At 71.6% G+C, this 14,416-nt stretch carries 15 protein-coding genes; 7 read left to right on the forward strand and 8 right to left on the reverse strand.

What is annotated here, in order from left to right; all coding sequences use genetic code 11:
* Positions 1–9 precede the first annotated feature (9 nt).
* Positions 10–1,431 (reverse strand): GH39 family glycosyl hydrolase, encoded by a 1,422-nt coding sequence (locus IF54_RS0124910; protein WP_030322360.1) that lies wholly within the window; start codon positions 1,429–1,431, stop codon positions 10–12.
* Between the two features lie 154 nt (positions 1,432–1,585).
* Here IF54_RS0124910 and IF54_RS0124915 point away from each other — a divergent pair, with 154 nt between their 5' ends.
* Both IF54_RS0124915 and IF54_RS0124920 read left to right on the forward strand, forming a co-directional pair.
* Positions 1,586–2,680, forward strand: coding sequence for a DUF5925 domain-containing protein (locus IF54_RS0124915; RefSeq protein ID WP_030322363.1), 1,095 nt, complete (start codon positions 1,586–1,588; stop codon positions 2,678–2,680).
* Between the two features lie 15 nt (positions 2,681–2,695).
* Positions 2,696–3,415, forward strand: a complete 720-nt coding sequence (locus IF54_RS0124920) for a DUF72 domain-containing protein (protein ID WP_030322365.1) — start codon at positions 2,696–2,698, stop codon at positions 3,413–3,415.
* A 41-nt stretch (positions 3,416–3,456) separates the two neighbouring features.
* Here the strand turns inward: IF54_RS0124920 and IF54_RS0124925 are convergent, their stop codons facing one another.
* A complete protein-coding gene (locus IF54_RS0124925) occupies positions 3,457–3,828 on the reverse strand; it encodes a GntR family transcriptional regulator (protein WP_030322367.1) in 372 nt (123 codons plus the stop codon).
* 71 nt (positions 3,829–3,899) lie between these two features.
* Here IF54_RS0124925 and IF54_RS0124930 point away from each other — a divergent pair, with 71 nt between their 5' ends.
* The gene (locus tag IF54_RS0124930) at positions 3,900–4,829 is read left to right on the forward strand and encodes a GNAT family N-acetyltransferase (protein ID WP_030322369.1); all 930 of its coding nucleotides are present in this window, start codon (positions 3,900–3,902) and stop codon (positions 4,827–4,829) included.
* Positions 4,810–5,358 (forward strand): DUF402 domain-containing protein, encoded by a 549-nt coding sequence (locus IF54_RS0124935; RefSeq protein ID WP_030322371.1) that lies wholly within the window; start codon positions 4,810–4,812, stop codon positions 5,356–5,358. The genes IF54_RS0124930 and IF54_RS0124935 overlap by 20 nt, the downstream gene beginning before the upstream one ends.
* Here IF54_RS0124935 and IF54_RS0124940 read toward each other — a convergent pair.
* A complete protein-coding gene (locus IF54_RS0124940) occupies positions 5,355–5,954 on the reverse strand; it encodes a class I SAM-dependent methyltransferase (protein WP_030322373.1) in 600 nt (199 codons plus the stop codon). The genes IF54_RS0124935 and IF54_RS0124940 overlap by 4 nt on opposite strands.
* 139 nt (positions 5,955–6,093) lie before the next feature.
* On the opposite strand from IF54_RS0124940, the gene IF54_RS43955 reads away from it, so the two are divergent.
* Entirely contained in the window at positions 6,094–6,228 is a 135-nt protein-coding gene (locus IF54_RS43955; RefSeq protein WP_020139373.1) for a hypothetical protein, read from the forward strand.
* 21 nt (positions 6,229–6,249) lie between these two features.
* Here IF54_RS43955 and IF54_RS0124950 read toward each other — a convergent pair whose 3' ends face one another.
* Complete coding sequence (locus IF54_RS0124950; RefSeq protein ID WP_030322374.1) at positions 6,250–6,699, reverse strand: GNAT family N-acetyltransferase; 450 nt, start codon at positions 6,697–6,699, stop codon at positions 6,250–6,252.
* Positions 6,700–6,840: 141 nt separating this feature from the next.
* Between IF54_RS0124950 and IF54_RS0124955 the strand changes: the two genes are divergently transcribed.
* Positions 6,841–7,830 carry a lytic polysaccharide monooxygenase auxiliary activity family 9 protein gene (locus IF54_RS0124955; RefSeq protein ID WP_030322376.1) on the forward strand — a complete coding sequence of 330 codons (990 nt, stop codon included), beginning with the start codon at positions 6,841–6,843 and terminating at the stop codon, positions 7,828–7,830.
* A gap of 82 nt (positions 7,831–7,912) precedes the next feature.
* On the opposite strand, the gene IF54_RS0124960 is transcribed toward IF54_RS0124955, so the two are convergent.
* Positions 7,913–8,776: an esterase/lipase family protein gene (locus tag IF54_RS0124960; protein ID WP_030322378.1), complete on the reverse strand. Its 864-nt coding sequence runs from the start codon at positions 8,774–8,776 to the stop codon at positions 7,913–7,915.
* A 173-nt stretch (positions 8,777–8,949) separates the two neighbouring features.
* On the reverse strand, positions 8,950–9,393 hold the full coding sequence (locus tag IF54_RS0124965; protein WP_030322381.1) for a MarR family winged helix-turn-helix transcriptional regulator: 444 nt from the start codon (positions 9,391–9,393) through the stop codon (positions 8,950–8,952).
* Between the two features lie 95 nt (positions 9,394–9,488).
* Between IF54_RS0124965 and IF54_RS0124970 the strand changes: the two genes are divergently transcribed.
* Positions 9,489–9,863 carry a cupin domain-containing protein gene (locus tag IF54_RS0124970; RefSeq protein ID WP_030322383.1) on the forward strand — a complete coding sequence of 125 codons (375 nt, stop codon included), beginning with the start codon at positions 9,489–9,491 and terminating at the stop codon, positions 9,861–9,863.
* Positions 9,864–9,866: 3 nt separating this feature from the next.
* Here IF54_RS0124970 and IF54_RS0124975 read toward each other — a convergent pair whose 3' ends face one another.
* Positions 9,867–10,835, reverse strand: a complete 969-nt coding sequence (locus IF54_RS0124975; RefSeq protein ID WP_030322385.1) for a DNA polymerase Y family protein — start codon at positions 10,833–10,835, stop codon at positions 9,867–9,869.
* Positions 10,832–14,377: a DNA polymerase III subunit alpha gene (locus tag IF54_RS0124980; protein ID WP_030322388.1), complete on the reverse strand. Its 3,546-nt coding sequence runs from the start codon at positions 14,375–14,377 to the stop codon at positions 10,832–10,834. Before IF54_RS0124980 ends, IF54_RS0124975 begins: the two co-directional genes overlap by 4 nt.
* Positions 14,378–14,416: the final 39 nt, after the last annotated feature.

Below are 14,416 nucleotides of genomic sequence, written 5' to 3' on the forward strand. Positions count from 1 at the left end.
CCGAGTGGCTCAGCGGGTGAGCCACTTGACCTCGTAGGCCCGCATGTCGAACCGCTTGCCGTCGACGCTCGCGCTGATCGGCCGGTTCAGGGTGTTGACCACCAGGACCGTCCGCTCGGTGGCGAGGACCCGGACGTTGGGCACGTCGTCGGCGGCCACGGAGACGTTCCCGAAGGTGCTCCCCGATGCGAAGGCCTTGCCGAACCTGCTGACGAGCTCGAACATCGGCAGCTTCCGGCCGCCGCCGCTGCCGCTGGTCGGCGTCCACAGGCAGCCCGCGCAGTCCGTGCCGTGCTCGTTCTCCGGGTTCCAGTAGAACGCGGAGGTGGTACCGCCCTTGGCCAGCGCGATCATCCCGGCGGCCTGCACGGCGACCCGGCGGTCCTCGGACCAGCCCTCGCGCTCGTCCCTGCTGTCGGCGGGTTCGACGTAGTACTCGGCCCACCACAGCGGCAGGTTCCCGGTCCGCTGCCGCACCCACCGGCTCACCGCGGTGAACTTGTCGGTGGCCGCGAACTCGTTCGGCAGCATCTCGTCGTCGTTGGTGTAGCTGGAGCCGTCCACGACCACGAAGTCGGCGCCGGCCCTGTGCCGGTTCCAGTAGTCGAAGGCGTCGAGAATCCGCTGGTCCATCGCGCCCCAGGGACCCCTGAAGGTCGCGGAGGCGTCGGTGGAGCGCGGGTCGACACTGTCCATCACGAGATACGGGCCGCCGACCATGATGTCGGGGTTCACCTTCTTGAGCGCCTTGTAGACGAGGTTGTACAGCCGGGTGTACCCCTCGTAGTCCCAGCGGCCCTCGGCGTCGTTCCAGAAGCCCTTGAACTCGTTCCAGACGATGAAGTGCCGTACGTCCGGGTAGCGTTTGGCGACGGTCGCGGCGAGCGCCGCGTAGTCCTCGAAGTGCGCCGGGTCCGGGGCCTTCTCCAGCGACGCCTGGCTCCAGTCGGTGTTGCCGACGCCCGCCCTGCCGCCCTTCATCCAGTCCGGCGCACAGCACAGGGTGAGCGTCGGGGTGGAGCCGGAGGCGCGGACGAAGTCGACGCGCCGGTCCAGGTCCTCGAAGTCGTAACGTCCCTTCGCCGGCTCGGGGTTGTCGGCGCCCCAGCCCATGATGTGCTGGTTCTGCGGGATGCCGCCGGCGTCCCTGATCTCCTGCTCGACCCGTTCGGTGGCCGTGGAGCTGCCCTCGTCGGCACTGAACCGGGTGTGGGTGAGGCCCCAGCCGACGTCCGGGGTGTCGGCGTCGGGGGTGGTCGTCGGGGTGCCGTGCACCCGGTCGCCGTTGCGCGAGGTGCCGTCGGTGCCGGCGCCGCTGCCAGGAAGCGTGTTGAGGAGGGTCACGACCAGGGCCAGAGCCACCGCGCCCACGCCGAGCAGTGCGGTGAGCCGCCACCGCCGTGCCCCCGAATACCACCCATGACGTCCCATTGAGGACAACGGTATCCGCGAACACACCGGTGCGGGCAGACGCCGTGGACAAACAGATGAGCAACAGGACGTGGAGGACGGGACAACCGCGACACGACCGCCGCGCCCCGGAAACCGGGTGCGTGCGGGGGTCCCGTGCCGGATCATGGGCCGCATGTCCCCGAACCCACACGACGCGCTGCCGATCCGGCTCAACGTCGACGACAGCGACTCGCCGTCCGACGTCGTCGACGCGCTGTTCCTCGGCCGCTTCGCGACGGGCGAGCAGCCGTACTCCCACGCGGCCAACATCGACCGGGTCCGCAGCGGCGCCAACCTCCTGCCGGCGGGCGCGCGGGTGCTGCGCGTGGCCCGCGACGACGACCGCAGCGCCACGCTCGCCGAGGGCGACGGCTGGACGCTGCTGGTCTCCCGCTGGAACCGCGGCGCCGACGTCACCGTCACGGCGACCGACCCCGAGCTGGCCAAGACGATCCTCGCCCAGGCCACCGACGGCGCCGCCGACGAACCCGAACCCCAGCCGGAGAACGTGACCATGGGGTTCTGGTACGTCTCCCCCCGGCGCGGCCCGCACCGCACGACCCGGCAGATCGCGGCGGGCACCTGGGACGAGGTCCGGGAGAACTACACCGCGCCCGTCGCGGACGCGATGGACCGCCTGATGAAGACGACCCCGGAGGACATCGCGGGCCGGCTCCTGCTGCTCCACGGCCCGCCGGGCACCGGCAAGACCTCCGCCCTGCGCACCCTGGCCCGCTCCTGGCGGGACTGGTGCCAGGTGGACTGCGTCCTGGACCCGGAGCGGCTGTTCAACGACGTCGGCTATCTGATGGACATCGCGATCGGCGAGGACGACTCCACGGGCAAGGGCCGCTGGCGGCTGCTGCTCCTGGAGGACTGCGACGAACTGATCCGCGGCGAGGCCAAGCACACCGCGGGTCAGGCCCTTTCCCGGCTGCTCAACCTCACCGACGGCCTCCTCGGACAGGGCCGCAACGTTCTGGTGGGCGTGACGACCAACGAGGACCTGGAGCGCCTGCACCCCGCCGTGGTCCGCCCCGGCCGTTGCCTCGCCCGGATCGAGGTGGGCCCGCTGACCCGCCGGGAGGCGGTGGGCTGGCTCGGCACCGAGGAGGGCGTGGGCCGCGAGGGCGCGACCCTGGCGGAGCTGTACGCGCTGCGCCGGGGGACGTCGCCGACGGCAGTGCCGGAGCCCCGGCCGGGGGCGGACGCAGGGCTGTACCTGTAGTGCTTTGATGGATGCATGACCCTGTTCGTCGGCACTTCGGGGTGGCAGTACAAGGACTGGCGGGGCGTGCTCTACCCCGAGGGCGTGCCCGTGCGGCTCTGGCTGGAGGAGTACACCGGGCACTTCCCGACAGTCGAGATCAACAACGCGTTCTACCGGCTGCCGTCCCGGGAGACCTTCGAGGCGTGGCGGGCCCGGGTGCCGGACGACTTCGTCGTGGCGGTGAAGGCGAGCCGGTACCTGACCCACATCAAGCGCCTGAAGGACCCGGAGGAGCCGGTGCGGCGGCTGATGGGCCACGCGGAGGGACTGGGGTCCCGCCTGGGTCCGGTCCTCCTCCAGCTGCCTCCGACCCTGCGGGCCGACCCGGATCTGCTCGACGCCTGCCTCGCCTGCTTCCCGTCGTCGACGCGGGTCGCGGTGGAGCCACGCCACGAGTCCTGGTGGACGCCCCGGACCCGCGAGGTCCTGGAGAACCGCGGCGCGGCCCTGTGCTGGGCCGACGTACGGGCCCGTCCGGTGACCCCGCTGTGGCGCACCGCCGACTGGGGGTACGTCCGTTTCCACGAGGGCCGCGCGCAGGCGTGGCCGCACTACGGCAGACGGTCCCTGGAGACGTGGGCGCAGCGCATCGAGGAGACCTGGACCGGTGGCGAGGACGTGTACGCGTACTTCAACAACGACCCGAACGGGGCGGCCGTGAAGGACGCGATGACGTTCGAGTCCCTGCTCTGATCCTGGCGCGCCCGGATCGGCTCCCCCTCCGGCTCCCCCTTTCAGCTCCCCCCGTAACCCGCCCGCAGCGCGTCCCGTACTGCCGCCAGGGCGTCGCTCTCCGTGAGCCCCAGCCGCCGTACGCGCTCGACGTAGGCCTGAGCGGCCGACGCCGCCTCCCGCTCGGCGGCCGAGCCCGCCGCAGCGACGAACGTGCCGTTGCGCCCCCGCGTCTCGATCACCCCGTCGCTCTCGAGAGCCCGGTAGGCCTTGGCAACGGTGTTCGCGGCCAGCCCGAGCGACTCGGCGAGCCCCCGCACGGTCGGCAGCCGGTACCCCACCGGCAGCGCGCCCGCGCGCGCCTGCTCGGAGATCTGCACCCGTACCTGCTCGTACGGCGGTGCGCTGTCGTCGATGTGGATCTTCAAGGTCACCCGCCGATTGTCCCGTACGGGCCGGAAAATGAGAGGCATCCGGCAGGGCCCCGCACGTAACGTGCGCCTTCATGACCGTGATCGTGCGAGATCTGCGCCCCCAGGACCCGGGCGACGTCGAGAACTTCACCCGGGCCCGCCATCTGGCCCTGCCGCATGTGCTGTGGACGCCGGCCGGTGTCATCCACCGCACGCTCCACACCGACCCGGCCGCCCGCTACCGTTCCCTGGTCGCGGAAGAGGACGGCGAGGTGATCGGCACGGCCCAGCTCGGCCTCGCCGAGGACAGCCAGGAGCCCGGCCACGCGTACCTCAACATCTATGTACGCCCCGACCGCACCCGGCGCGGGGCCGGCGCCCTTCTCGTGCGGACCGCGGAGGACCACCTGACGGCCCACGGGGCGACCAAGCTGTACTCCTGGGTCCTCGACGAGCCGCAGAACCTCGCCTTCGCCCGGCGGCACGGCTACCGGCCCACCCGCCCCGCCCACTTCCTCCACCTGGACCTGGCGCACACCGCGCTGCCGCCGGTCCAGCCGCCGCCCCCGGGTGTCGAACTGCGCACCGCCGCCGACTTCGCGGACGACCCGCGCCCCTTCTACGAGCTGGACGCGGAGACCGCCGTGGACGAACCGAGCGACGGGGACGCCACGTTCATGGCGTACGACGCCTGGATCGAGGAGAACTGGAAGCACCCGCTCCTCGACCGTGACCTGACCACGATCGTCCTGGTCGACGGCCGCCCCGCCGCCTTCACCGCGGTCCACACCGACGGCACCGGACGCTACGCCACCGCGATGACCGGCACCGCCCGCGCCTTCCGCGGCCGCGGCCTCGCCAAGCTCGCCAAGAACGACTCCCTGCACCGCGCCCGCGCCGCCGGCTGCACGGAGGCCCTGACCGGCAACGACGCCGGCAACGAACCGATGCTCGCGATCAACAAGTGGTTCGGGTACGAGATCCGCGCCACGGAGGTACGTCATGTCCGCGAACTCAGCTGAGTCTCTCCGGCGGTTGGAAGTCGTCCTGGTCAAGGCCGGCCGCACGAAGATCCGTTACGAGGCCGAACTCCTCACCGACGACGGCACCCGTGTCACGGTCCGCGCTCCCTGGGCGGGAGAAGGCGTCCGCGACTTCGGCTTCGTCCGCTTCGAGCCCGGTGACGTCTTCACCGAGCACTACTGGCGGGACCGGTGGTACGCGGTGAAGGAGGTCCGATCGGGGGAGGGCACGCTGAAGGGCTGGTACTGCGACATCACCCGCCCGGCCGTCCCGAACGGGGCCGAACTGGTCGTAGAGGACCTCGACCTGGACCTGTGGGTCTCGGCCGACGGCAAGGAAGTGCTCCGCCTGGACGAGGACGAGTTCGAGGAGAGCGGCCTGGCGCAGACGGATCCCGAGGCCGCTTCAGCGGCATGGGCGGCTCTGAACGAACTGGAGCAACTGGCACACACCAGGGGCGCGGGGAACGGCGCGACAAGCCACAACGAATCCGCAGCCGACACACCACACTGGCTCCCGAGCTCTTAGTCGCCCCGCACCACCACCGCATACCGCTCGTCGTCCACGTCCTTCCCCCACAACAGGGAGTCCTCCGAGAGCCGCTCCACCCGAACACGCCCCCCGAGCGGCTCAGCCAACGCGCTGACGACCTCGGCGGATATCCCGAACGCCCCCCACACCCCCTCCACCAGCACCAACCGCCCACCCGGCCGCAACAACCCCCACCACCGCCGCAGCACCCGCCCGGGATCCGGCAGCGCCCACAGCACATGCCGTACGAGCACGACGTCGAACCGCTGCTCCCCCACCGGAGGCTGCACGGCGTCACCGACCAGGAACGCCGCGTCACGCCCCGCGAGCTTGGCGCGGGCGCGCTCCACCATGGCCGGAGACAGGTCCACCCCGGTCACCCGGTGCCCCTGCTCGGCCGCGAGGAGCGACAGGCTCCCGGTGCCGCATCCGAGGTCGAGGACGTCGGAAGCCCGCTCCGGGAGCCACTCCCGGAGCCGCCGAGCCCAGGCCCGCCGCACCTCGGGGTCGCGCAGTCCGTGGTCCGCCTCCTCGTCGAACGTCGCCGCCTCGGCGTTCCAGTCCACGCCCCCACCACCACTGTGTTCCGTCATGTCCCCCAGAGTGACACCCGCCACTGACACTCGAATCGTGACACCCGCCACTGACAGACCAGGAGCGATGAGGAACTCTCCCCGAAAGGGTCTACCTCCGTGAGAACGCGGAACTCGGTAGGCACTGAAGGAGGCAGTCATGCGCCGCACGACCGTGCAGAAGCCCCTGAAGAGGACTGACGCCCGCCGGATCCGCGAGGAGGCCGAGGAGCGCCCCGCGGGACGACCCGAGGTCCGCAAGGACATCGCCCGGACCTGGTGGCCCGACGGCTGACGGCGGCAGGCATGCTCCGTCTCAGACCAACCGCTTGCGGTAGTGGACGCGGTCGTAGGGCCCGTCCACTCGCCGTTCCACGACCTCATAACCGAACTTCGGGTAGATCTCCTGGTTCTCCCACATCTTCGCGTTGGTGCAGAGCCTGACCTCGGCCAGGCCCCGCGCACGCGCGTGTGCCTCGACGAACCGCAGCAGCCGTCCGCCCACGCCCTGTCCCTGGGCGTCGGGACGGACGGCGATGTTGTCGAGGTACAGATGGTCGGTGCGCTCCTGCACCACGACGAGCCCGACCACGGGAGCGCCGGTGACGTACACCTGCCCCGCTGCCACGTTCGCCGCGTGGTCCCGTCGCATGGGCTGCGGCACCAACCCGATGCGCTCGATGTAGTGCTCGTAGGCGGCGTCGGTGACGGCCTTCACGGCTGGTACGTCGGCCGGGCCGGCGGGCCTGATCTCGTCGTTCGTCATGCCCTGCACGCTAGCTACCTGATCTCAGTCTCAGCACTCCCTTAAGACAGCCATAAAGATCGTCAGCGGCCGTCACAAGCGGGGAATTCCAGGGTTTCTTTGATCCGGCATCCGTCAGTTCCGGTTCCGAGGAGATCCCCCATGCCCGCACGCCGCAAGGCCGCCACGGTCGCCGCCGTCGGCCTGGCCCCGCTCGCCCTGACCGCGCTGGCCGGTTCGCCCGCGGCCGCGCACGGCTCGATGGGCGGCCCGGTCAGCCGCGTCGCGCAGTGCTACGCGGAGGGCCCGGAGAGCCCGCGGTCGAGCGCGTGCCGGGCGGCGGTCGCGGCCGGCGGCACCCAGGCGCTGTACGACTGGAACGGCATCCGCATCGGCGACGCGAACGGACGGCACCAGGAGCTGATCCCGGACGGCAGGCTGTGCAGCGCGGGCAACGACGAGTTCAAGGGGCTGGACCTGGCCCGCGCCGACTGGCCGGCGACGAGCGTGCGCAGCGGTTCGTACACCTTCGAGTACCGCGTGACCGCCCCGCACAAGGGCACCTTCACGGTGTACCTCACCAAGCCCGGCTACGACCCCGCGCAGCCGCTGGCCTGGGACGACCTGGATCTGTCGCACCCGGTCGCGACGGCCACGGACCCGGTCGCGTCGGGCGGCTTCTACAGGTTCTCCGGGACGCTTCCGGAGCGCTCGGGCAAGCAGCTCCTGTACGCGGTCTGGCAGCGCTCGGACAGCCCGGAGGCGTTCTACTCCTGCTCGGACGTGACGTTCGGGGGTGACTCCGGTGCGGTGAAGGGCGCTTCGTCTCCGGAGCCGAGCGCCTCCGCGCCCTCCGACGAGCAGATCGAGGAAGGCACCGGCAGGTCGACGGTCGAGCATCACGGGCACGGTGACGACGACGCCGGTACCTCGGCGGAGCCGGTGGCCGAGACGGCGAGCACCGGCCCTGCCGAGGACGCCAAAGCCCCGCAGGCGGCGGGCACTTCGCGGCGTCTCGCCGAGACGGGTGGCGCCGGTCTCACGCCGTATCTCGCGATGGGCGGTGCCGCCACGCTCGCGGCCGGCGCGGCGATCGTGTTCGGGTCGGTGCGCAGGCGTGCCGTGAACGGGGTCGGACGGCAGGGCCGTTGACCGCATGAACTCCGGGGCCTGACCGGCGGCTCAGGCCGGACAGGCCCCGGCGACGCTCAACTCAGCGCCTCAACTCAGCGCCTCAACTCAGCGCTGACGCGCAGGTGGTGGGTGTGGCGTGGGCCGGGTCGAGGGCGTTGGCCACCTCGTGGAAGGCGATCCGGTCGAAGAGGCCGATGGCCACGTGCTCGGAGAGATCGAGCGGGCACAGGTCCTGGAGCAGGACGTTGTGGACGCCGGATCCGCTGAGGAACTGGCTCTGGTACGGCGTGACGACCTCGTCGTACTTGGTGGCGAGGACCGTGTACTTGACGCCGGGGACGGTGTCGCCGCCCGCGTTGAGCTTGGTGAGGAAGGGGGAGCCGACGACCTGGTCGGCGAGGGCGGGGGTGTTGGTGGTGAGGAGGTCCTTGATTCCCGGGAAGTAGGGCAGCAGGTCGGTCAGACCCGAGAGGGTGGTGCCGTGGTTGTCGGGGGCGATGCCGACGAGGGCGTTCACCTTGGCGGCTCCGCCGAGGAACTTGAGGTAGTAGCGGGGCATCAGGCCACCCTGCGAGTGGCCGACGAGGTCGGTCTCGGTCGTTCCAGTGGCGGCGAGGACCTTGTCGACGAAAGTCCTCAGCTGCTCGGCCGACTTGTCGATGGGGCCGAGGCCGTAGAAGAGGGACACTCCGGACAACTGGCCGTAGTCGAAGGAGAAGACGCAGTAGCCGCGGTCCTCCAGGTAGGGGGCCAGGGCCAGCCAGTTGTCGGTGGAGTTGGCGAAGGTGCCGTGCACGAGGACGACGGGGCGGGGGTGGGCGGCGGAGGGCTTGCAGGACCAGTCGTTCCAGCCGGAGGTCGGGGCGGTGGCCGCCTGGGCGGCTCCGGCGGCGGGGACGACGGCGACAGCGGCGGTCAGGAGGACGGCGGCGAGGGGTCTGAGCACTCGTTTCCAGGGCAGCATCGGGTGATCTCCTTGCGGCTCAAGGGAGGTGCGATGGCCGTACGCCCTGTGATCCGGATCACGAGGATGCTGTTCAATTTGAAAGTTACGGTTGAGTAGCGAACTTGTGAAGTTACGCGTCAGTAAAAACTTCCAGTGATAACCGCGCCGCGCGCGCCCCTACTGACGAACCGTCACCAGGCAGGCTTGATGGGGCCATTGGGAGCAATGCTCCCCAACCGCTCGCGCAACGCGTGCACTTCACCCTCGCCGAGCACATCGACCCACGTCCGCACGGCCTCCGCGGCAGCCTCTTCCGCCGCCCGGGTGCAGGCCCACCCCCGCTCGGTCAGCACCACGAGCCGGGCCCGGGCGTCCTCGGGGTGCGGCCGCCGCTCGGCGTACCCCTTGCGCACGATCTCGTCGACCAGCTGACTCGCCGCCTGCTTGGTCACCCCAAGATGCCCGGCGAGCTCGGTGACCGTGGCCCCGTCCGGCGCGAGCCTCGCGAACGCGAAACCCCAGGCGGGCCGCGCCTCGAAGCCCCGGGCGACCACGCCGTCGTTGATGCGCTGGGTCAGGTCACCGGCCGCGGCGAGCAGGGCGGCGGCCAGGGCGAGGGCTTCGGAGTTCTGCACCCAGGCATTGAAACACCCTTGACGGATTGGTCAAGCAGCTTGACGATGAGAGCACATAGTCAAGTTGCTTGACCATTTCCGACCGGAGGTCCCGCATGCCCGTCGTCCGCTCGTCCGAAGCCGTCACCCATGAGATCCACGGCGCCCGTTTCGTCTCGTACGCCACTCCCCTCAGCGGCGCCAAGGAGCTCTGCGCCTGGCGCGGTGAGATCCCGGCGGGGACGAAGGCACCGGCTCACACCGTCAACCGCGAGGAGATCTTCCATCTGCTCATCGGCGAACTCCTGGTCGCCCTCGACGGCGCCGTCCACCGGATCACCGCGGGCGACACGGTGATCGTCAATCCCGGGGTGACCTTCGCCGTCGAGAACCCCACCGATCACACCGCCCTCACCTGGGTCACCACCTCCATCGGCCTGGAGGCGGAACTGACGGACGGCACCCGCATCACTCCCCCGTGGGCCAACTGACCCCTACGCCGCCAGCGTCCCCGGCAGCACCGCCAGCGGTCCGAACTTCGCCCGGACGCGGTCCGCAGCCTCCTCGATACGGCGGAGCTTCTCGTCGGTGGGGTCGAAGGTGAGCTGGTGGGAGGCCTGTTCGGCGGGGTCCAGACCCTCGGCCCGCAGAGCGAGGGAACGCACCCGGGCGCGCTGGAGGCCCAGCGCCTCGTACATGCCGTAGGCCGCCCTGGTCAGGGCCGCAGAGTGGGCGGTGGGCTCGCCGAGGGTGCGGCTGCGGGTGGTCGCGGTGCGGTCGGCGTAGCGGACGGTGAGGGTCAGGGTGCGGCAGACCTTGTCGAGGGCGCGCAGCCTGGTGCCCAGTTCCTCGGCGGCGGAGAGCAGGGCGCGGCGGTGCCGGTCGGGATCCAACTCGTCTCGTTCGAAGGGGCGTTCGGTGGCGAGGGAGCGCGAGACGCCGTTCGGGACCACCCGGCCGCGGTCCACGCCGTTCGCCTTCTCGTGCAGCTCGCGGCCGGCCCTGGCGCCGACCAGGCGCTGGAGGGTGGCCGGCGGCGCGGCGGCGACCCGGTCCAGGGTGTCGAGGCCGTACTCGCACAGGACACGGGCGGTCGCGGTGCCGACGCCGGGGAGCGCGGCGACGGGCCGGTCGGCGAGGAAGTCCGCCACCGCGCCCTCGGGGACCACGCGGGTCAGCCCGGGCCGGGCGTCCTTCAGCGCCATGCGGGCCAGCATCGGTCCGGGTCCGGCGCCGATCGCGCAGTCCACCCCGTGCAGGGCGAGGGCGCGGACCCGGATCACCGAGGCCAGTTCGACGGCGCCACGCTTGAAGTACCGTTCGGCGCCCCGCAGATCGGCCAGCGCCCCGTCCGGCGGGAGCGCCTCGACGACCGGGGTGAACTCCTCGAGGAGGCCGAGCAGTTCGGGCAGGGCCGCCTCGCGCGTCGGCGGCAGCTGGAAACGTACGCAGAGGATGGTCATCCCGCACTCCCCGGGCTCTGGTGCCACAACTTCCTTACCTGTGAAGCCTCTTGACCCGCCGGCCGCAGATCGGCCCAGGGATGCAGTTCGTATCCCGTCGGCAGATGGATCCGCCGGCCGCCGGTCGGATCCCCGGAGCGCTTTTCCGGCGCGTCCCCGGCCGACCGCTCCTCCGGCCTGTCCCCGGCCCGCCGTCCCGCCGGGTCTCCGTTCTCGTCACCGGCCCCTTCCGAACCCGAACTCGGCGCCTCCCCCGGCACCGGGCCCCGCACCGGCTCCGCCAGCCGCGCCGCCACCGCGTCGAGGCCCTCCCCGTCCCGCAGTTCGACCAGTTCGGCGAGGTTCCAGGCCACCGCGCCCACCACGCTGAGGCTGCGCGGGCCGCGCCGCTGCACCACTCCGCGCACCAGCAGCAGCCAGGAGTGGAAGACGGTGTGCGCGCAGGCGTCGTGCGAGTCGTCGAAGAAGGCGAGGTCGACCAGGCCGGTGCCGTCGTCCAGGGTGGTGAAGATGACCCGCTTGCCGGACCGGATCGGCGGTGTCTGGGTGGCCACCTTGGCCCCCGCGACCAGCACGGTCTCCCCGTGCCGTGCCTCCCGCAGCCGCCGCGCGCCGACCACGCCCAACTCCCTCAGGAACTCCTGGTGGTCGTCCATCAGGTTGCGCGAGACGTCCATCGCCAGCACCCCCAGCTCGGCGCTGAGCCGCTCCACGGAGGACAGGTCCGGCAGCCCGGCCGGAGCGGTCCTGCGCCCGCCGGCCAGCGGGAGCTGACCCCCGCCCGCACCCCGGCCGCCCCGGTGCAGCTCGGTCAAGTGCAGTTGCAGATCACGCCGGTTGGCGCCGAAGGAGTCCAACCCACCGACCTGGGCGAGCCTTTGGGCCACCGGTCGGTTCGGCCGCGCCCGCTCCCAGAAGTCCAGCAGCGAGGCGTACGGCTGCCCCTCCGCGATCCGTGCGGCCTCGGCCTCGCTGATGCCATGCACGTCGGAGAGGGCGAGCCGCAGACCCCACACCGAGGGGTTATCAGACACCAGTTCGATACGATGTTCGACCCCCGACGCGTTCACGTCCAGCGGCAGGATCGGCACCCCGCGCCGCCGCGCGTCCGCCAGCAGCAGCCGCTTCGGGTACATCCCGGGGTCGTGGGTGAGCAGCCCGGCGTAGAAGGCGGCGGGATGGTGCGCCTTCAGCCACGCGGACTGGTACGTCGGTACGGCGAAGGCGACCGCGTGCGCCTTGCAGAAGCCGTACGACCCGAAGGCCTCGACGATCTCCCAGGCCCGCTGAATCGTTTCCGCGCTGTAGCCCTTCGCCGCCGCGTGCTGGGCGAACCAGAACCGGATCCGCCCCTGCGACTCCGGGTCGGACAGCCCGCGCCGGACCTGGTCCGCCTCGCCGCGCCCGCACCCGGTCATGATGTCGACGATGTCGATGATCTGCTCGTGGAAGACGACGACCCCGTACGTCTCCTCCAAGGGTCCCGCCAGATCCCGGTGCGGATACCGGACGGGCGCCCGCCCGTGCCGTGCCTCGATGAACGGCCGCACCATGTCGGCGGCGACCGGCCCCGGCCGGAACAGCGAGATGTCGACGACGAGGTCGTGGAAGGTGGCCGGCTGGAGCCGCCCGACCAGGTCCCGCTGCCCCGGCGACTCGATCTGGAAACACCCCAACGTCTCGGTGGAACGGATGAGTTGATACGTCGCCGGATCGCCCGGCGGCAGCGCGTCCAGGTCGATCCGCTCCCCTGTCCCCCGCTCCACCTCCGCGACCGCGTGCGCCATCGCCGACTGCATCCGCACCCCGAGCACGTCGAGCTTGAGCAGCCCGAGGTCCTCGACGTCCTCCTTGTCGAACTGCGACATGGGCAGCCCCTCCCCGCTGGTCGGCACGACCGGCGTACGCCTCAGCAGGGACGCGTCCGAGAGCAGCACCCCGCACGGGTGCATGGCGACCCCGCGCGGCAGCGCGTCGAGGGCCTCCACCAGCCCCCACAACCTGCCGTACCGCTCCTTCTCCCCCGCGAGCGCCTTGAGTTCGGGCAGCTCCTCCAGTGCCGCGCGGACGTCCCGCGCCCGGATGTGCGGGAAGGACTTGGCGATCCGGTCGATCTCGGCGGGATCCATGGACAGGGCCGCCCCCACGTCCCGGACGGCGTGCCGCACCCGGTACGTCTCCGGCATGGCAACGGTGGCGACCCGCTCACTGCCGAACCGCCCGATGATCGCCCGGTAGACCTCCAGCCGGCGCGCGGACTCCACGTCGATGTCGATGTCGGGCAGGGCGAGCCGGCGCTTGGACAGGAACCGCTCCATCAGCAGCCGGTGTTCGACGGGATCGGCGTGCGCGATCCCGAGGAGATGGTTGACCAGCGACCCCGCCCCGGAACCACGCGCGGCCACCCGGATCCCCATGCCCCTTACGTCGTCGACGACTTGAGCCACCGTCAGGAAGTAGGAGGCGAAGCCGTGGTGGGCGATGATGTCCAGTTCGTCGTGCATCCGCTCCCAGTACGCCGCCCTGCCCGCATACCCCTTCAGCACCATCCCGGCCGCCGCCCGGGAGGCCAGCGTCCGCTGTGCGGTACGGCGCCCGGCACCGACGAGATGCGGCTCGGGGAAGTGGACCGTGCCGATGCCGAGGTCGTCCTCGGGGTCGACGACACACTCGGCCGCGGTCGCCCGCGTCTGGTCCAGCAGCCGGTGCGCGGTGTCCCGCCGGAAGCCCGCCGCCTCCACGATCCGCTCGGCGGCCGCCAGCATGGCCCCGGCGTCCTTGAGCCAGGCCTCACCGGAGTCCAGTTCCTCGACCGCGCCGACGGGGACGAGCCGGCGGGCGGAGTCCAGCACGTCGGCGACCGGCCCGAGGCCCACGTCGGCATACCGCACGGCGTTGCTGAGCACGGGCCGGATCCGCTGTTCGGCGGCGAAGCCGACGGTACGGGCGGCCAGCCGCAGGGAGCCCGGGCCGGTGCCCTTCCTCCCGTGCCAGACGGCTTCGAGCCGCAGGGCGTCGCCGTACACCTCCCGCCAGGGCACGAGCAGCCGGGCGGCCCGGTCGGGACGGCCGGCGGCGAGAGCGCGGCCGACGTCGGAGGCGGGCCCGAGCAGCACGGTCAGCCCGTCCCCCCGGTTCTCCGCCCAGGGCAGCAGGGGCGGGCCCTCGGCCGCCCTGTCGGAGTGCGCCGCGGTGACGAGCCGGCACAGGTCGGCCCAGCCGTGGGCACCGTCCCGGGCGAGGAAGGTGACCCGGGGGGCCGACTCGTCGACGAAGGCGCCTCCGCGCACGGGAGCGCGGCGCCGCTCCCGCCGTACCGGCTCGACCTCCTCCACGGCCAGCTCCACCCCGAACAGCGGCCGCACCCCCGCCTTCGCACAGGCCTTGGCGAACCGGACCGACCCCGCGAGGGTGTCCCGGTCGGTGAGGGCGAGGGCGTCCATCCCCCGCTCGGAGGCGCGCTCGGCCAGGCGCTCGGGGTGCGAGGCGCCGTAGCGCACGGAGAACCCGGAAACGGTGTGCAGATGAGTGAAGCCGGACATCCACACCTCCCGTATCGAACATCAGTTCCCTATCGCCTC

Source organism: Streptomyces sp. NRRL B-3229, assembly GCF_000719505.1.
Taxonomy (GTDB): domain Bacteria; phylum Actinomycetota; class Actinomycetes; order Streptomycetales; family Streptomycetaceae; genus Streptomyces; species Streptomyces griseorubiginosus.